Raw genomic sequence first — 18,075 nt, forward strand, 5'->3', positions numbered from 1 at the left:
TAATTCTTATACAAAGATACATGAATATGGTATATAAACCAAAGCAAGCTATTCTTTCTTGTTCTTTTCAGAAATAAAAGTGTCAAATGTATTATCGGTATAAAACACCATTATTTTACTTATTTTTCTGGTAGTTGTTTCTTGTTGTATAATATGCTCAACAACAGGCTGTTTGACACTGTTTACAGGTGTATCAACCCTCATTTCCTTGCGATATTCGAGAGCAACTTGACCTTCGGGCGGATTTATTGCCGTATTCGAGAACAAATCGGGCTGTGTCAACACATGATCCCGAATCATTTCGCCTTTGCCGAAAAGGAGCCAGTCGGAATCCACATAAGTGAATCGCCCCAGAATCTTTATAAGGACATCCAGACTTACATTATTTCTTCCGTTCAAAATATGCGACATTGCTGAACGCTGGATACCGATTGCTTCTGCAAATTTAGAAGGAGTCAAGCCTTCACGTTCCATTATTTGGGTAATACGTTCTATCATTTTTGTAAATCCTGATTTATTTATAGAAATACTGACATTATGTCTGTTTGTATAGTACAAAATGTATACAAATCAATGATGATACAAATATACACCATAATTCTCAATTGTGCAATTCAATTATATAAACTTAAACCGTTATAATTGTAATCAAATAGTAACAAATGTTTGTGGTATAATTGTAAACCGATTGTTTTAGCGTAATAAACATATTAAAGTTTTACTTTACAAATAATATTTATTTTATTGTTATTCTTTTTGTTATAGATAGGTACAATCTGAAAAAAACTCCTGTTTACCCACATTTGTTACATATGTAGCAGAATAATTAATGTATTAGATTAATTATTCGACATAATAGGGTGGCTTATGATTATTTATGCCGAAAACATAAAGTAGAGATAAATGTTTTATTTTTACTTGTTCAAGATAGTAATGTAAACAGGAACAAATGTTACTCCTTTATTATTTGTATACAAAACGAACCAACACGACCTCTCTTTTATGCAAAAAGTCGAAGTTTACATTTATAACATGGCACTGTATTGTTCACGATTAAACACATTACTAAGAGGGAGTGATTTTGTTTACTGACAAAGTGTCCCTATTTATTCTCGTCTCGTAATGGAATGAATAATTTTTGTAACGTTCGGCCTCTAATCCTTCTCATTTGGGAGATTTTTGTGAACTGATATTAGGGAAAAGACAAATATTAAAATCTCAAGAGGGTAAAATCAATGATAAAAGACTGATAAACAAGAAAAAGAGGCTTTTTATCCGGTTCAACTTTCCTGTTGTTCCAGACAAAAAGCCTCTTCTTTGGGCTAATCAAGTGTGAAAATCGTTTTAATGCAGGATTTTGTAGAGCAATTCCTTTAAAAGCTCGGCATCGGATACGGATGTGTTTTCCACTCCCTTCGAACGGGCATCCGTCAGACGGATATCGCTGATCAGGTTGAACACCTTCATCGCCGAGTAGTTTCGCATTCCTAAAAGATAATCCTTAACCTGAAATGTTCCCCGAAGTCCGAGTGCCGTCATCAGGCCGGTTTCGGAACGATCCTTCGTATAGTAGCAAATCAGGAGGTTCGAGAAATAGTTAAATAATACAGGAAGGGTCATCTGGATCGGATTGCTTTTCGGGTTCTTCTCGAAGTAGCGGGCAATGCGGTTCGCCTTCAATACATCTTTCACGGCAAGTGCCTTTATCAGCTCGAAGTTATTGTATTCTTTACTGATCCCGATATTCTGCTCCACCAGCTCCGGCGTGATGCGTTTTGCGCCTTTTTCAGGCAAGATCAGTGCCAGTTTATCCAATTCCTTACTCAGGCGGCTCAAGTCGTTTCCAAGAAAATCTGAAAGCATCTGTGCCGCCTTTCCGTCTATTCCTATCGAACGCAGTTGCATGAAAGAAGTGATAAAGGCCAGCATCTTGTAGTCGGGAATCTTTTTGGACTCGAACAGCACTCCGATTTTATCCGTCGCAGAAGCCAGCGACTTGCGGCGATCCAGGTTTTTATATTTATAATTGATGACCAGAACAGTCGACATTAACGGGTTCTTGACATAGTTCGACAGAAGCTCGATATCTCGAATTAATTGAGCTTCCCGGACAACTACTAACTGATATTTTGACATCATCGGAAAACGACGTGCCGCATTAATTATAGATGCCGCATCCGTATCTGCTCCATACATGATAATTTGGTTAAAATCTCGTTCGGATTCTTCCAATACATTTTCGAGAAGCAGGTCCGTTATCCGATCCATAAAAAAAGGTTCGTCGCCCATCATTATATAGACAGGTGCGAATTTTTTAGCGACAATATCCCGACATATTTCCTCGTATGTATATTCTTTTTTTGCCATATTTGCGTGTGATTTCAATTAAAATTACCAACTGAAACGGATGTGTCGGATCGTCTTTTTTCCATCAATAATCTGGCGAAGCGCTTCCACCCCCAACATCACATGCTCTTCCGCAAAGTTCCGGGTCACTTCCCGGTCGCTGGCTTCCGTTTTCACTCCGTCTTCTTCCATCGGTTTGTCGGAAATCATCAATAAGGCACCTGTCGGGATTTCGTTTGCAAAGCCTGCCGTGAACAAGGTGGCCGTTTCCATATCGATACCGGTGGCATGCGTACGGCGAAGGTAGTTTTTGAAATCATTGTCATATTCCCATACCCGCCGGTTCGTCGTATAGACGGTCCCGGTCCAGTAGTCTTTTCCCCGGTCACGTATGGCGGACGAGATGGCACGCATCATCGAGAAAGCCGGGAGCGACGGCACTTCTGCCGGCAGGTATTCGTTCGAAGTCCCTTCTCCCCGGATAGCCGCAATCGGCATGACATAGTCTCCCAGGTTGTTTGCCTTCTTCAATCCTCCGCATTTTCCCAGAAAGAGCACGGCCGTCGGCTTTATTGCCGATAGCAAATCCATGATTGTCGCCGCATTCGCACTTCCCATCCCGAAGTTGATAATCGTGATGCCATTGGCAGCTGCGTTAGGCATGGAGTTTTTCAGTCCTAAGATCGGCACGTTAAAATGGTTGGCAAACAGCTCCACATACTTCGTAAAGTTGGTAAGCAGGATATATTTATCGAAGTCCTCCAGTTTCCGTTCCGTATAGCGTGGCAACCAATTTTCGACAATTTCTTGTTTTGTTTTCATAAATCACTACCTTTGATGGTCTATTTTTCACAGAATAAAAGAACAAATATACTAAATGCTTGCATTAAACTTACCCGGTTTCGCACCTAAAGTGGCAGAAAAAGATGGAAAACGTACAATCTTCGATCCCGTACGGCAAAAATATGTGGCCCTGACTCCCGAAGAATGGGTACGCCAGCATTTTGTCAATTATCTGATCACCCGGAAGAGTTACCCGAAAGAGCTGTTGGCAAACGAAGTGCTGGTCAAGCTGAACGGAACCGCCAAACGTTGCGACACGGTCGCTTACAACCGTTTTCTGGAGCCTTTGGTCATTGTCGAGTATAAAGCGCCCCACATAAACATCAGCAAGGCTGTTTTTGACCAGATAGCCCGTTACAATATGGTGCTGCATGTCGAATACCTGATCGTCAGCAACGGCTTGAACCATTATTGCTGCAAAATCGACTATAACAACCGGACATACGCTTTTTTGGAAGGAATACCTGCATACGACGAACTATAAAGCTGTTTTTGCCAAAGATGAGTATCATTTTCAAAACACCTATGTTTTGCATTCAAATCATAGGTGTTTTGAAATCAAATCATATATGTTTTGAAAAGAGATGTCTGTTGCAATGAACACAAATACAAAAGACACATACAGGTAAACAACAAACCCTACTTAAGATTCACAGAACGGATGCGGTCTGATCCTTATATATCATAACGGAATCGGAGATTGGCATATTGACCGGCCTGTTGACATATACGGAATTACTATCCTTTATGACAGGCTGGTCAGTCGTTTTCTTCTCATTGAAGATGAGTGAATACCCTAAGATTACTGCAAAAAAAGATAATATCAACGCTTTCATATTCTATTACAATTTTAATATCATATATAAGTATGATGTATTAAAAACGCAAAATGCTGCACTATATTACAAAATAGATACACTTTCTTTGTATTTCTTTCGTTGCAGCTCGTCTTTCATCCTTGACTTCTGAAGATAACAAGCTAATACATAGAATAGTTTAAACAAAAAAATCGGGGAAAGAATAAATTCCCTTCCCCGACTCTATTTTTGTTATGTTCGAATAACCGGTTATGCGCCGAAATTGTCGAAATGCAACATTTCAAGCGGCACGCCCAGATTGTCCAGCATATTTTCCACTGCTTTTGACATCGGGCCCGGACCACACATGTAGTATTCGATATCTTCCGGAGCTTCGTGATCCTTCAGGTACGTATCGTAGATTACCTGATGAACGAAACCTGCCGTGTACTTCACTCCTGCCGCATCTGCTGCCGGATCCGGACGGTCGAGCGCCAGATGGAATGTGAAGTTCGGGAATTCTTTTTCGATTTCCAGGAAATCGTTCAGATAGAATACTTCGTTCAGAGCACGTGCGCCGTAGAAGTATGACATCTTGCGATCCGTCGTCTTCAGAGTCTTCGTCATGTGCATGATCTGAGCACGAAGCGGAGCCATACCGGCACCACCGCCGATCCACATCATCTCTCTCTTCGAGTTGAAGATCGGATGGAAATCACCGTAAGGACCGCTCATCGTCACCTTATCGCCCGGTTTCAGGGTAAAGATATAAGAAGAAGCGATACCCGGCATCACATCCTGGAAGCCCACTTCGGGTTTCGGTTTGAACGGCGGGGTAGCGATACGTACCGTCAACATGATACGGTCGCCTTCAGCAGGATAGTTAGCCATAGAATATGCACGGATGGTCGGCGTGTCGTTCTTGCATTTCAGCGTGAACAGGCCGAACTTTTCCCATGCCGGCAAATATTCATCGCCGATCAACGATTTGTCGATATCCTTGTTGTAATCCATTGCGTATGCCGGAATTTTGATCTGTGCATAAGAACCCGGCACGAAGTCCATGTGTTCGCCCTTAGGCAACGCCACGATAAACTCTTTGATAAAAGTAGCCACGTTCTTGTTGGAGATCACTTCGCATTCCCATTCCTTTACGCCGAAAACTTCGTCCGGAACCTGAACGACCATATCTTCCTTCACTTTGCACTGACATGCCAGACGCCAGTGTTCCTTAATCTGTTTACGAGAGAAAAAGCCTTTCTCTGTCGGCAGGATTTCTCCGCCGCCTTCCAACACCTGTGCACGGCACTGGCCACATTTACCACCACCGCCACAAGCCGAAGACAAGAAGATACCACCACTCTGCAAGCCTGCCAGCAAAGTACTTCCTATCGGAGTCTCAATATCTTTTTCTCCATTTACCTTCAGGTCTACATTTCCTGACGGTACCAATTTTGCTTTGGCCACCAACAACGCGCCTACCAGGATCAGCGTAATCACCAAGAAGATTACGGCACCTGCTGCGATCGTAAGACTGCCAGTCGTCATTAATAAAGTCATTTCTGTAATAAGTTTAATGCGTTAATATTATATCTTAAGACCTGAGAAGCACATGAATGCCATACCCATCAAACCTGTGATGATAAAGGTAATACCAAGACCTTTCAACGGTTTGGGGATATCCGAGTATGCCAGTTTTTCACGGATGGCGGCCATACCGACGATAGCCAGCATCCAACCGATACCAGAACCTAAGCCATAAACAGTAGCAACACCTACGTTAGAAAATGCCTTTTGTTGCATAAACAGAGAACCACCCAGGATAGCGCAGTTTACAGCGATCAGCGGCAAAAAGATACCCAGAGAAGCATACAGGGCCGGAGCAAACTTTTCCACTACCATTTCCACCAGCTGCGTAAACGAAGCGATGATGGCGATAAAGATAATGAAAGCAAGGAAGCTCAGGTTCACACCAGCAAATTCAGCACCCAGCCATTGCAGAGCGCCTTCCTTCAATACATAATTTTCAAGCATATAGTTGATCGGCAACGTACATGTCAGAATGAACGTCACAGCCATACCTAATCCCAAAGCAGTCTTCACGTTCTTGGAAACAGCCAGGAAAGAACACATACCCAGATAGTATGCGAAAATCATGTTGTCTACAAAGATCGAGCGGACAAATGTGCTTAATAATTCTTCCATTCTATTATTCTTTTAATAGTTAGCATTAATTTTCCTGAAGTTCCTTGTTACGAGAACGATGAACCCAAATAATCACGGCGATCACGATCAACGCCATCGGAGGCAGGATCATCAAACCGTTGTTCACATAACCGAAGTCATAGAATGCCTGCGGAATAACCTGGAATCCCAGCAACGTACCGGAGCCTAACAGCTCGCGGAAGAAACCGACGATCACCAGGATCAATGCATAACCCAGACCGTTGCCGATACCGTCGAGGAACGATTCCCACGGGCCGTTACCCAACGCAAAAGCTTCCAGGCGTCCCATCAGGATACAGTTGGTAATGATCAGACCCACAAACACGGAAAGCTGTTTGTTTACGTCATAGGCAAACGCTTTCAGCACTTCACTCACAATAGTCACCAACGCAGCAACCACTACCAGCTGCACGATAATACGGATACGGTTAGGAATCGTATTACGAAGTAATGAAATAATCACGTTGGCAAAAGCCACAACAGCTGTTACTGAAAGCCCCATTACGATAGCCGGCTCCAGTTTTGATGTTACAGCCAGCGCAGAGCAGATACCCAACATCTGGACGATGACCGGGTTGTTTACGCTAAGCGGGCCTAACAGAACTTCTTTATTCTTTTCAGATAATAATCCCATCTTCTACTTAATTTTGTGAGGTTAAAAACTTAACATAACCATTCAAACTATTAAATAACATCGCCTGTACTCCCTGGCTTGTAATCGTACCGCCGGAAATACCGTCTACATAATCCTGACCGGCAACGCTCTTGCCAGGCTTAACGACTGCGATAGACTTGAATGTACCGTCCATGAACAGTTTCTTACCCTTGAATTCATTGCTGAATGCAGGTTTTGCTATTTCAGCTCCCAATCCCGGAGTTTCACCCTGGTGGCTGAAATCGGTACCATAAACCGTGTTCTTATCGCTGTCTACAGAGAGATATCCCCACAGCGGTCCCCACAAACCAGCACCATGCAAAGCCATGATATATTTGAGCTGTCCGTCCACGTTTGCAACAAAAACCGGATACTGGTGTTCGGATGCCGCTTTCACAACATCGGTTGCAAACGCATCACCTTCTACCTTTTCCCCGTTTTCATTTACCAGAAATGCTTCTTTAATCAATTCGTTATATTTGGCTTCGGCCTCATTGGCAGGAACCGACACATTGATCGAACGCAAAATCTGTTGCCGTTTGTCGTTCTCTTCATTCTTCTGCTGGAAGGTTCTCAGCGATTGCGACGTGAATGCCAAAACAACAGCTACCAATACGACCATAACAGAAGCATAAACAACAGTATACGCGTTACTGTCTCTATCCAATCCCTTTTTCTTGCCGGCAGCCGCCTCGTTTTTCACCTCTTCGAAATCGGAAGCGGGAGCTGCACATACAGGACAAACATCCGGAGCTTTATTTCCTTCGTGGATATATCCACATACATTACATTTATATTTAGCCATACTCCTTCTTTCTTTATTTGATTACACGTTTCAATCTGCGGTTGATGTTAGCTTCCACTACATAGTAGTCGATCAGCGGAGCGAATACATTCATCAACAGGATAGCGAGCATCATACCTTCAGGATAACCCGGATTCAATGCACGAATGATGATAGCCATAGCTCCTACCAGGAAACCATAGATATACTTGCCTGTCTCCGTACGGGCAGAAGTGACAGGGTCGGTAGCCATAAACACAGCACCGAATGCGAAACCACCCAGGAACAGCTGATCCAACGGAGATACGCACATGGCCACTGTCGTTCCGATCATATTGAAGATAAGCGACATGACTGCGCCACCCACAAATACGGAAACCATTGTCTTCCAGCTTGCGATCTTTGTGAACAGAAGGATAACCGCACCGATCAGGATCGCCAATACGGACGTTTCACCGATCGAACCCGGAATCAGACCTAAGAACATGTCCCATGTGGAGATCGGATGCCCGAGAACATCGACAGCCTGGAACGAACCGATCATATCCTTGCCTGCGATAGCAACCTGCCCCAGCGGAGTCGCACCGGAGAAACCGTCTACCACCTGGCCACCACCGATACCGAACGTATCAGCCGTACGGACAAACACCTGGTCGCCAGACATGGCTGCCGGATATGCGAAGAACAGGAAGGCACGCGTAACCAACGCTACGTTAAATACGTTATAACCTGTACCGCCAAATACTTCCTTGGCAAAAACAACGGCGAATGCAGTAGCTACGGCGATCATCCACAGCGGAGTGTCGACAGGGACGATCATCGGGATCAGGATACCCGAAACCAGGAAACCTTCCTGGATTTCTTCCTTCTTTACCTGGGCAACAGCAAATTCGATACCCAAACCTACCACATACGAAACAATGATTTTAGGCAATACAGCCAGAAAACCAAAAATAAAAGTCATGAGAAATCCCGGATCAGCCCCTACTGCGAGGTTATGCTGATAACCGACATTGTACATACCAAAAAGCAAAGCGGGCAACAAAGCAATGATGACCACGGTCATCGTACGCTTCGAGTCAATATAGTCATGAATGTGTACGCCTGATTTGGAAGTTGTGTTCGGAACAAACAGGAATGTTTCGAAACCTTCAAAAACAGAACGGAACATCGCCAGCTTTCCGCCTTCCTCGAAGTTAGGCTTAATCTTGTCGAGGTAATTCCTTAACGCTTTCAATGTATTCTAATTTTTAATGTTATTAATTCATTTCCTTGTATAATAGATCCAAACCTTGACGAACGATCTTCTGAATTTCGAGTTTGGACGTATCGACGAATTCGCAAAGGGCAAAATCCTCGGGCGCTACTTCATAAATACCCAGGTTTTCCATCTTATCGATATCGAATGCGATAATAGCCTTCAACAGATATTCCGGCATGATGTCCATCGGGAACACTTTATCGTATTCGTTGGACATGATCATGGCACGTTTACCTCCCTTGATACGGGCGTCTATTACATATTCCTTGTTCTTGCCCATCAACCAGGCAGGGAATGAATGGCTCACACTGAATTTTCCGAAGCCGGGGGTTGCCCAACCTAAGAAGTCGTGCGTCTCGTCTCCTTCCGGGATAACCGTTATCTGATTGTCATAGGCTCCCAGGTAATCGTCTTTCATGACTTTCGTACCGCTCAACACGTTGCCGCTGATGATACGGATGTCTTCGTTGCCGTTCATGATCTTTCCGTCAACCAGGCTACTGATCGTACAACCGGCGATTGTCTTGATGTATCCTCTCTCGGTCGTTTCGGAACCGGTTATCACAACCAGACGGCCGAAATCGGCAACGCCCTTATTGAACAAACGGCCGATTATGATCACGTCGGCAGGATTCACCGTCCAAACCACTTCTCCCTTGTTGATGGGCTTGATGTGATTAATCTGTACTCCCACATTGGCTGCCGGATGCGGACCTTCCACTTCTACCGTTTCAACGCCTTTCACACTAACGGAAGAACCCTTGCGGATGCCGACATATACCTTGCCGTCGGTCAGTTTGGCAAGAGCATCCAACCCGGCCTGAAAATCAGCTTCCTGTCCTTTCACGATGAAATCGAAGTTCGGAGCTAACGGTGCGGAATAGAATGCAGAAACAAAAATGTCACGCGGTTCGTCAGCCGGCGAAGCGACGATGTCATACGGACGTTGTTTGATAAACGGCCACATACCGGCTTGCAGTATTGCCTCCTTTACCTCTTCTCTCTTCAGGGAAGCTACATTTTTCTTACCGAAATCTTCGTACTCGACTTGCGCTTCCGGCTTAACGACCACGCTAAGCACTTTACGCTTCTCTCCTCGATTTACGGCAGTTACTTCGCCACTGACGGGCGAAACAAACTTGATCTCCGGGCGGTTCTTATCGATCATCAATACAGAACCGGCTTTGACTTTTTCTCCTACTTTGGCAACAACTTTGGGTACAATACCGTTATAATGATCGGGAACGATAGCATAACTATCGCTTTTCCCTCCGTTTAACAGTACGTCCGAAGCTTTACCCTTCAGATTAATGTCTAAACCCTTTTTAATCTTAATCACATTTGCCATGATACAACTAAAATTGTTTATATGTAATTTTCCCGCAAAAGTAAGCAATTTTTTATGCTTTAAAGCAGAGAAAGGGAAATAATTAAAGAAATAATTCCATAATTTTGCATCAAGAAAGATAGAAATATGAAAAAGAGAGTGTACAGTTTACTATTTATGATGCTTTTTGCCCTTTCCATCGGGGCAGATGCACAGGTGAAGTACTTCACCAATGTCAATAGCAAGCAGATAAAAACGCTTCAGGTGAAAGTCGCCGGAGAGTTGATATCCGAGCCCTACATAACCCTGGGAGGAGAAGAACGGATCGAAATCAATTTCGACGGTTTGGGCAGCGGATACACACGGTATGCTTATAATGTGGTGTACTGCAATGCCGACTGGACACAATCGCAACTGAGCCCGATCGAATACATGAACGGCTTCCAAGGAACGACGATCGACGATTTCGCCAATTCCATCGGGACCACGACCCAATATTCGAACTACCGGTTGTTGCTCCCGAACGACGACATCCAGTTCAAAGTCTCCGGCAACTACGCCATCCAGGTCTACAATGAAGACACGCCGGACCAGATCATTCTCACGGCCTGCTTCTCCGTGGCAGAACCGGTCGTCAACATTTCGGCCTCGGTGAGCGGAAACACGGACATCGACACCAACCAGAGCCACCAGCAGGTCAGCTTCAACATCAACAACAAGAATTTCCCGATCACTTATCCGCAGACGGACCTGAAGATATTCGTTTATCAGGATAACCGGCGCGATAACGCCGTGACAGACCTGCAACCGATGAGCATCCTGGAGAACCAAATCTCCTATACGTATAACCGCAACCTGATTTTCCCGGCCGGAAACGAGTACCGCCGCATGGAATTCCTAAGCAACAAATACAACGGCATGCACGTCGAAAACATCTCCTTCCACAATCCCTACTATAATGTGGAACTCATGACCGATTACAAACGGGATAAAGGCACCTACCAATACGACCAGGACCAGGACGGCCGCTTCTTCATCCGTTGCAGCGACTGTAACGATCCGGATACGGAAGCGGATTATTATATCGTGCATTTCACGCTTGCATGCGATCCGCTGCCCGACGGGAGCGTCTATCTGAACGGCGAGCTATTTAATAATGTATTGGACGAAAAGAGCAAGATGGGCTATAACTTCGAGACAAAGCAATACGAAAAAGCGGTACTCCTCAAACAGGGAAGTTACAATTACCAGTATTTGTTTGTCCCGACCGGCTCCACTGTCGGCCAGACAGGCCCGATAGAAGGCAATTTCTACCAGACGCAAAACGAATACAGCATCTATGTCTATTACCGTCCGATGGGCGCCCGCTACGACCGGCTGATCGGCGTCACGACCGTAAGAAACGAGATGCAGGTATTCTAAGTCGCTCACTTCACCCGCTTTCCTATCACATAGGTAGCCAGGATATTCCGGTCATCCCCGATGGTTTGCAGGCCGAACAGTTTGTTCTCCAACGTCCACTTTCCATTGCGCTTCAGATAATCCATGCGTACTTGCTGGGAGGGCGTGGCGGCATAGTCCACGACGATGAAGTCCGCCTTCCGGGCTTTCCCGAAACAGCCGATTTCATCGTCCAGATGAAGTGCTTTAGCGGCTCCCAACGTACATTTATATAACGACTCGAACACAGACATCGGATATCCGTTAAGTTGCTGCACCTTATACGACTCTCCCATCGTGCGCAGCAAAGAGAAAGAGGTCCCGGCTCCGACATCCGTCGCCAATACCGTTTGCATGCCGATGCGGTTGGCTTGCTGCATATCGAACAGGCCGCTGCCCAAAAAGAGATTGGATGTAGGACAATGCGCTACGACGGAACCGGATTCGGCCAGCCGTCGGCATTCGGAATCAGACAGATGAATACAATGCCCGAAGACGGAGCGGTCCGTAACCAATCCTGCCCGCTCGTATACTTCCAGGTAATCCCGGCAATCGGGAAACAAGGAAAGCGTGTTGTCGATCTCGTCTTTATTTTCGGAAAGATGTGTCTGGATATAAGTGTCCGGATATTGCTCGTGCAAACGTCCGGCAGCAATCAGTTGTCCCGCCGAACAGGATATGGCGAAACGAGGCGTGATGACATAGCGGTTCCGTCCTTTGCCATGCCAGGTTTCAATCAAGGAGCGGCTTTCGGATTCTCCCTGCTCCGCCGTATCGGTCAACCCCGCCGGAGCATTCCGGTCCATCAGCACTTTTCCCGCCAGCATGCACATATCATATTCCGACGCGACGGAGAAGAGGGCGGTGACGGATGCCGGATGTACCGTCGCGTAAGCCATGCAGGCCGTCGTTCCGTTCCGGAACAACTCCTGTATAAAGAAACGGGCCATCCTGTCCGCATGCTCCGAAGAAGCAAACGCCTGTTCCGCAGGAAAGGTATAGTCATCCAGCCAATCCAGCAACTGCTTCCCATACATGCCGGTTATCTCGGTTTGCGGGTAATGGATATGGGAGTCGATAAATCCGGGCATCAGGAGTTTACCGGAATAATCAACCAGTCCATAATCGCCATAACGCCCTTTAATCTCCTCAAAAGGCCCGCAATCGACTATCTCCCCTTTCCGTACGGCCAGTGCCCCATCGGGGAAATAGCGATAAGCGTCTTTTCTGTTTGACGGAGAATCGATAAAATCAAAAACTTCTCCTCTGTATAATGTCAGTTCACTCATCTTTCTTTTCTTTTATTGGTTCGACATGTAAGACGATATGGGTTGACGGGCCGTATTTCAAACGCAACTTCTTTTCTATCTCCTTCGTCAACTCATGCGCACGGCCTACGGTTGTTTGCCCGTCGACCCGGATATGTACTTCTATTGCGAAATCATTACCGATCCTGCGCGTACATAAATTATGGGGGTTCCTGACCTCCGGCGTCTCATTTATGATAGAGAGAATCTCTTCTTCGATCTCGCCCGGCAACGATTTTTCCAGCAAATCATTAATTGCAGGTATGACCAGTTGAAAGGCCACCTTCACGATCAATATGCTGACGATCACGGCAGCTATCGGGTCCAGCACACGCCAGTTGTCGCCCAAGAGGATGGCGCCTCCGATACCTAACGCCGTCCCGATAGAAGAAAAAGCATCCGAACGATGATGCCACGCATTCGCGATAACGGCCTGGCTGTTCTCCCGCTTTCCGACATGTAGCGTCAGTCGAAACAGGGCTTCCTTTATCAGAATAGAGACAATGGCGGCAATAAACGCAATCTTACCGGGGCTTTCCAACTGTTCGCCTCTAAAATAGAACCCGAAAATCTTATTCGTCCCTTCCCAAAAGAGGCCGGCTCCCACACACACCAAGACGATCCCGATGACCGTGGTAGCCAGGGTCTCGTATTTTCCGTGCCCGTAGTCATGGCTTTTGTCTTTCGGTTTGGACGATATGTCGATGAAGAGCAAAACGATTACATCCGTCACGAAATCGGACAACGAATGGACAGCATCTGCTATCATGGCGCTACTGTGCCCTAACACACCTGCTATGAATTTGAAAACCAATAGCAGAAAATTGGCGAGCGATCCGGTCAAGGTCACAGCCATGATTTTTCTTTTTCTATTATGCTCTTTCATTTTCTATTATGCTCTTTCATTATTCTCTTTAATGGGCAACAAATTTATAAAAAAACAAATCCTTTTTCCCCTCTTCTAACGGCAAGCCGCCGTGCGATTAAATATTATTAATATCGCCCATAAGACTGTAAACAATAAAAATCTTACCTTTGCCGTCTACATCCGAGAAGGAACAACGTTAAATACATGGTAAGATTTATCCGTTATATAATATTAATAGCCCTGCTACAACCAGTAGCAGGAACTCCCCTATCATACGCCCAAAGTGTCACTTCGGCATCCGGTATTGTCAAAGATTCGATCACCGGCGAACCGCTTCCGTTCGTATCCGTCTATTTTGACGGGTCGACTATCGGAGCCATGACAGACGACAACGGAGCGTTCACCCTCCAGAACAACCAAGGCTACACCAAACTGGCTGCCGCCTCATTGGGCTACGATACTAAATTCATCGACCTCAAGCCCGGCAAGACGAACGACAATCTGGAATTGCTGTTAAAGCCGACAGCTTTCGAGATATCGGAAGTCGTGGTCAAACCCAAAAGAGAAAAATATACCCGCAAGGACAACCCGGCTGTAGAGCTTATCAAAAAAGTAATTGCCCACAAGAACGACAACCGGATCGAGGCAAAACCGGAATATCAAACGGAAGTGTACGAAAAACTCAGCCTGTCGCTGGATAATTTCAATCCGAACCTCGACAAGAACAAGTTCTTGAAAAAGTTCAAGTTCATCAAAAACTACCTGGACACGTCCGAGTTTAACGGCAAACCGATCCTGACCGTTTCCGTGCGTGAAAACCTGTCGGACTTCTACTACCGGAAAAATCCGAAGACGGAAAAGACGATCGTCAGAGCCAAACGCATGCAGGGGATCGACAAGTCTTTGGATGATGGTGGCGGCATAACGTCCAACCTGGAAGAGATATTCAAGAGCATCAATATTTTCGACAACAACATTCCCATCCTACTGAACCGGTTCGTCAGCCCGTTGTCATCGACATTAGCGACCACCTACTACCATTACTACATCATGGATACGCTCGATGTGGGAGGAGACAAATGTGTGGATCTGGCTTTCGTCCCGGCAAACAGCGAAAGCTACGGGTTTACGGGACGGCTTTACATAACGCTCGACGGCAATTATGCGGTCAAGAAAGTACTGTTGAACACCCCCGCCAACATCAACCTGAACTGGGTGGACAAGCTCCGTATCGAACAGGAGTTCAAGCAACTGCCGGATAGCACTTGGATACTCGACCAAGAAAACACCTTTGTCAATTTCTACGTGGTGAAGGGGACCCAACAACTCTATGCGCACCAGCTCAGGAATTACGACAATTATCAGTTCAGCGTGCAAAATGCAGACTCCGTTTTCGGTCTCTTGGGGGCAATGCATGTCTTGCCGGAAGCGACGGAACAGCCGGATACGTTCTGGGTGCACAACCGCCCTATCCCGCTGAAAGAGAAGGAAGACGCACTAAAAGATTTATTGGGGCAATTGCGGAAAGTCCCCGCCTTCAATGCCATCATCAAAACCGCGGAAATCCTGATAACGGGCTATATACCGACAGCCAATGACAAGAAAGTGACCAAATTCGACTTCGGCCCGATGAATACGACCTTCAGCGCGAACCACCTGGAAGGGTTCCGCATGCGTGTGGGAGGAATGACGACCGCCAACCTTAATCCGTATTGGTTTGCAAGCGGCTATCTGGCTTACGGGACAAACGACCGCAAGTTCAAATACAACCTGAAACTAACGCACAGCTTTACCAAAAAAGAATATCACGAAGGAGAAAACCCGGTCAACAACCTGTCGTTCATCCAGGAATATGACGTGTACACTCCGGGGCAGGATTTCCTTTTCACAAGCAAGGATAATATTTTCGTCGCTTGGAAAGTAGGCGAACCGGTGACCAAGATGCAGTATATCCGTAAAAGCGTACTGCAATACGAGAAAGAATGGCTGAACGGCTTGACTTGGAAGTCTTGGATGATGAACCAGAACAACGAGGCGGCAGGAACGCTTCAGTACATCAGACGAGACGAATCCGGAAATTTATTCAACATAAAAGACTTCACGACATCCGAAATCGGGACACAGTTGCGTTTCGCTCCGGGCGAACGCGCCTACAACGGACGTTCGGGTAAAGAATCCATATTCAACCTCTCCAAAGACGCTCCCGTATTCAAGCTCTCCCACCAATTGGGCTTTAAAGGCGTGTTGGGCGGCGATTACAACTACAACCATACGGAGCTCAGCGCCGAGAAACGCATCTGGCTTTCTTCGTTCGGGCATATCGATGCGCAGGTTAAAGCGGGCAAAGTGTGGGACAAGGTTCCTTTCCCTCTGCTGATTCTGCCGAATACGAACCAATCCATCACCATCCAGCCGGAAGCGTTCCACATGATGAACGCGTTGGAATTCGTGACCGACCAATACGTATCGTTCAATGCCACCTACTACATGAAAGGTTGGCTTCTGAACCGCATTCCGGGCATCAAGTGGCTGCGTCTGCGTGAAGTCCTTTCCTTTAATATGATCTATGGCGGACTGACGGATAAAAACAATCCGACCTTGACACCGGGGCTTTTCCTGCTGCCGGAAGGGACACAGCCGTTAGGCAACACTCCATACATGGAATGCAGCGTCGGTTTGGAAAACATATTCAAGATACTGCGCATCGATTATTACAGACGCCTGACCTACCTGGACCATCCAGACATCAAGAAGGGAGGCATCCGTATTGCGTTGAGATTCACTTTCTAACATGCGAGACTTAAAGAAGAATGGTTGATCCGAATAGCTCACATTTACATCATGCCCCTAACCCCTGGGCGCTGACACCTCTGGTTGTTTTTCTATTATCCTACCTTGCCGTGTCTGTCATTGCTGGCGATTTCTACAAGATGCCAATCACCGTCGCCTTTGTCATCGCCTCGGTAGTAGCCATCGCCATCTCCAAAGGAGGCAGACTCAGCAACCGGATCGAACAATTCTGCCGGGGAGCGGCCAACAGTAATATCATGCTGATGGTATTGATCTTCATCCTTGCCGGAGCTTTCGCCCAGACCGCCAAAGCGATGGGTGCGGTGGACGCGACCGTGAATTTGGCCATGTCCATCCTGCCGGGCAATCTGTTGGCAGCCGGAATTTTCCTTGCCGCCTGTTTCATTTCCATCTCCGTCGGGACATCAGTCGGGACAATCGTCGCCCTGGCCCCTGTTGCCGTAGGGATCGCCGGGAAAACCGGAATGCCCGATGCCCTGATGTTGGGCGTTGTCGTGAGCGGAGCCATGTTCGGAGACAACCTGTCTTTCATCTCGGATACCACAATCGTCGCCACCCGTACGCAAGGTTGCAATATGAACGACAAGTTCAAGATGAACATTCGGATCGCCCTTCCGATCGCCCTGTTGACCGGCTTCATCTATGTGCTGATCGGAAACGGAGTCGGGAGCGGATATGAGACAGGACCGGTCGAATGGGGCAAAGTCCTGCCCTATCTGGTTGTCCTCGTAACGGCCATTTGCGGCGTGAATGTCATGATGGTCCTGATAATCGGGATTGTCCTTTCCGGTATCGTCGGGCTGCTGACAGGCGGGTTCGATATCTGGGGATGGAATGCTTCGATGGGGTTAGGTATCACGAATATGGGCGAACTGATCATCGTGACTCTGCTGGCCGGCGGGATGCTGGAAATGATCCGGTACAACGGAGGCATCGACTGGATCATCCTGAAACTCACTTCCCGCATCCGTTCCTCCAAAGGAGCCGAATTGAGCATCGCTTCGCTGATCAGCTTCGCCAACCTTTGTACCGCAAACAACACCATCGCCCTGATCATGGCAGGCCCGATAGCCAAAGATATCGCCGATCGCTTCAAGATAGATCCGCGCCGCAGCGCCAGCCTGTTAGACATTTTTTCCTGCTTCGTACAGGGCATCATACCATACGGCGCACAATTGCTGATGGCGGCCGGCCTGGGGCATGTCTCTCCCATCGAGATCATGCAATATCTGTATTATCCCTATCTGTTGGGAGCCGGGGCCTTACTGGCGATCGCCTTCAATTATCCTCGCAAATACAGCCTGAACAAAGGATAAGGCAACTTGCCGGACCAAAGTTCAAACACATCCTTGCCAAGCAAACCGGAATTTGCCCGACAGGCAGCTTCCGAAGGCACGAGACTTCACAAAT

16 protein-coding genes are annotated in these 18,075 nt (G+C 46.6%); 4 read left to right on the forward strand and 12 right to left on the reverse strand.

What is annotated here, in order from left to right:
• Window positions 1–48: 48 nt before the first annotated feature.
• The 3 genes from BQ9893_RS03265 to BQ9893_RS03275 form a co-directional block, all read right to left on the reverse strand.
• Window positions 49–498 (reverse strand): helix-turn-helix domain-containing protein, encoded by a 450-nt coding sequence (locus BQ9893_RS03265; protein ID WP_075964722.1) that lies wholly within the window; start codon window positions 496–498, stop codon window positions 49–51.
• Window positions 499–1,344: 846 nt separating this feature from the next.
• A complete protein-coding gene (gene holA / locus BQ9893_RS03270) occupies window positions 1,345–2,367 on the reverse strand; it encodes a DNA polymerase III subunit delta (protein WP_075964723.1) in 1,023 nt (340 codons plus the stop codon).
• A 24-nt stretch (window positions 2,368–2,391) separates the two neighbouring features.
• A complete protein-coding gene (locus BQ9893_RS03275) occupies window positions 2,392–3,168 on the reverse strand; it encodes an AMP nucleosidase (protein ID WP_075964724.1) in 777 nt (258 codons plus the stop codon).
• A gap of 55 nt (window positions 3,169–3,223) precedes the next feature.
• Here BQ9893_RS03275 and BQ9893_RS03280 point away from each other — a divergent pair, with 55 nt between their 5' ends.
• Window positions 3,224–3,673, forward strand: a complete 450-nt coding sequence (locus tag BQ9893_RS03280; protein ID WP_075964725.1) for a type I restriction enzyme HsdR N-terminal domain-containing protein — start codon at window positions 3,224–3,226, stop codon at window positions 3,671–3,673.
• Between the two features lie 166 nt (window positions 3,674–3,839).
• Here the strand turns inward: BQ9893_RS03280 and BQ9893_RS03285 are convergent, their stop codons facing one another.
• From BQ9893_RS03285 to BQ9893_RS03315, 7 genes are all read right to left on the reverse strand, one after another.
• The gene (locus BQ9893_RS03285) at window positions 3,840–4,025 is read right to left on the reverse strand and encodes a hypothetical protein (RefSeq protein ID WP_075964726.1); all 186 of its coding nucleotides are present in this window, start codon (window positions 4,023–4,025) and stop codon (window positions 3,840–3,842) included.
• A 231-nt stretch (window positions 4,026–4,256) separates the two neighbouring features.
• Window positions 4,257–5,546, reverse strand: a complete 1,290-nt coding sequence (gene nqrF / locus BQ9893_RS03290; RefSeq protein WP_075964727.1) for an NADH:ubiquinone reductase (Na(+)-transporting) subunit F — start codon at window positions 5,544–5,546, stop codon at window positions 4,257–4,259.
• Window positions 5,547–5,573: 27 nt separating this feature from the next.
• Window positions 5,574–6,191, reverse strand: coding sequence for an NADH:ubiquinone reductase (Na(+)-transporting) subunit E (nqrE, locus tag BQ9893_RS03295; RefSeq protein ID WP_075964728.1), 618 nt, complete (start codon window positions 6,189–6,191; stop codon window positions 5,574–5,576).
• 25 nt (window positions 6,192–6,216) lie between these two features.
• A complete protein-coding gene (locus tag BQ9893_RS03300; RefSeq protein ID WP_008149670.1) occupies window positions 6,217–6,846 on the reverse strand; it encodes an NADH:ubiquinone reductase (Na(+)-transporting) subunit D in 630 nt (209 codons plus the stop codon).
• 7 nt (window positions 6,847–6,853) lie between these two features.
• Complete coding sequence (gene nqrC, locus BQ9893_RS03305) at window positions 6,854–7,672, reverse strand: NADH:ubiquinone reductase (Na(+)-transporting) subunit C (RefSeq protein ID WP_075964729.1); 819 nt, start codon at window positions 7,670–7,672, stop codon at window positions 6,854–6,856.
• 13 nt (window positions 7,673–7,685) lie between these two features.
• Complete coding sequence (locus BQ9893_RS03310; protein ID WP_075964730.1) at window positions 7,686–8,888, reverse strand: NADH:ubiquinone reductase (Na(+)-transporting) subunit B; 1,203 nt, start codon at window positions 8,886–8,888, stop codon at window positions 7,686–7,688.
• A gap of 22 nt (window positions 8,889–8,910) precedes the next feature.
• The gene (locus BQ9893_RS03315) at window positions 8,911–10,260 is read right to left on the reverse strand and encodes a Na(+)-translocating NADH-quinone reductase subunit A (protein WP_075964731.1); all 1,350 of its coding nucleotides are present in this window, start codon (window positions 10,258–10,260) and stop codon (window positions 8,911–8,913) included.
• 126 nt (window positions 10,261–10,386) lie between these two features.
• Here BQ9893_RS03315 and BQ9893_RS03320 point away from each other — a divergent pair, with 126 nt between their 5' ends.
• Complete coding sequence (locus tag BQ9893_RS03320) at window positions 10,387–11,661, forward strand: type IX secretion system plug protein (protein WP_075964732.1); 1,275 nt, start codon at window positions 10,387–10,389, stop codon at window positions 11,659–11,661.
• Between the two features lie 5 nt (window positions 11,662–11,666).
• On the opposite strand, the gene guaD is transcribed toward BQ9893_RS03320, so the two are convergent.
• A complete protein-coding gene (guaD, locus tag BQ9893_RS03325; RefSeq protein ID WP_075964733.1) occupies window positions 11,667–12,968 on the reverse strand; it encodes a guanine deaminase in 1,302 nt (433 codons plus the stop codon).
• Window positions 12,961–13,872 (reverse strand): cation diffusion facilitator family transporter, encoded by a 912-nt coding sequence (locus BQ9893_RS03330; protein WP_075964734.1) that lies wholly within the window; start codon window positions 13,870–13,872, stop codon window positions 12,961–12,963. Before BQ9893_RS03330 ends, guaD begins: the two co-directional genes overlap by 8 nt.
• A 186-nt stretch (window positions 13,873–14,058) precedes the next feature.
• Here BQ9893_RS03330 and BQ9893_RS03335 point away from each other — a divergent pair, with 186 nt between their 5' ends.
• Complete coding sequence (locus BQ9893_RS03335) at window positions 14,059–16,644, forward strand: DUF5686 and carboxypeptidase-like regulatory domain-containing protein (protein WP_075964735.1); 2,586 nt, start codon at window positions 14,059–14,061, stop codon at window positions 16,642–16,644.
• A 20-nt stretch (window positions 16,645–16,664) separates the two neighbouring features.
• Window positions 16,665–17,981 carry a Na+/H+ antiporter NhaC family protein gene (locus tag BQ9893_RS03340; RefSeq protein ID WP_075964736.1) on the forward strand — a complete coding sequence of 439 codons (1,317 nt, stop codon included), beginning with the start codon at window positions 16,665–16,667 and terminating at the stop codon, window positions 17,979–17,981.
• The last annotated feature ends 94 nt before the right edge of the window (window positions 17,982–18,075 follow it).

Source organism: Parabacteroides massiliensis (genome assembly GCF_900155425.1).
Lineage (GTDB): Bacteria > Bacteroidota > Bacteroidia > Bacteroidales > Tannerellaceae > Parabacteroides > Parabacteroides massiliensis.

Excerpts from the sequence above, each read along its gene's own strand:
- BQ9893_RS03265 (WP_075964722.1), bottom strand. The coding sequence starts at position 498 with ATGATAGAACGTATTACCCAAATAATGGAACGTGAAGGCTTGACTCCT.
- holA (WP_075964723.1), bottom strand. The coding sequence starts at position 2,367 with ATGGCAAAAAAAGAATATACATACGAGGAAATATGTCGGGATATTGTC.
- BQ9893_RS03275 (WP_075964724.1), bottom strand. The coding sequence starts at position 3,168 with ATGAAAACAAAACAAGAAATTGTCGAAAATTGGTTGCCACGCTATACG.
- BQ9893_RS03280 (WP_075964725.1), top strand. The coding sequence starts at position 3,224 with ATGCTTGCATTAAACTTACCCGGTTTCGCACCTAAAGTGGCAGAAAAA.
- BQ9893_RS03285 (WP_075964726.1), bottom strand. The coding sequence starts at position 4,025 with ATGAAAGCGTTGATATTATCTTTTTTTGCAGTAATCTTAGGGTATTCA.
- nqrF (WP_075964727.1), bottom strand. The coding sequence starts at position 5,546 with ATGACTTTATTAATGACGACTGGCAGTCTTACGATCGCAGCAGGTGCC.
- nqrE (WP_075964728.1), bottom strand. The coding sequence starts at position 6,191 with ATGGAAGAATTATTAAGCACATTTGTCCGCTCGATCTTTGTAGACAAC.
- BQ9893_RS03300 (WP_008149670.1), bottom strand. The coding sequence starts at position 6,846 with ATGGGATTATTATCTGAAAAGAATAAAGAAGTTCTGTTAGGCCCGCTT.
- nqrC (WP_075964729.1), bottom strand. The coding sequence starts at position 7,672 with ATGGCTAAATATAAATGTAATGTATGTGGATATATCCACGAAGGAAAT.
- BQ9893_RS03315 (WP_075964731.1), bottom strand. The coding sequence starts at position 10,260 with ATGGCAAATGTGATTAAGATTAAAAAGGGTTTAGACATTAATCTGAAG.
- BQ9893_RS03320 (WP_075964732.1), top strand. The coding sequence starts at position 10,387 with ATGAAAAAGAGAGTGTACAGTTTACTATTTATGATGCTTTTTGCCCTT.
- guaD (WP_075964733.1), bottom strand. The coding sequence starts at position 12,968 with ATGAGTGAACTGACATTATACAGAGGAGAAGTTTTTGATTTTATCGAT.
- BQ9893_RS03330 (WP_075964734.1), bottom strand. The coding sequence starts at position 13,872 with ATGAAAGAGCATAATAGAAAAAGAAAAATCATGGCTGTGACCTTGACC.
- BQ9893_RS03335 (WP_075964735.1), top strand. The coding sequence starts at position 14,059 with ATGGTAAGATTTATCCGTTATATAATATTAATAGCCCTGCTACAACCA.
- BQ9893_RS03340 (WP_075964736.1), top strand. The coding sequence starts at position 16,665 with ATGGTTGATCCGAATAGCTCACATTTACATCATGCCCCTAACCCCTGG.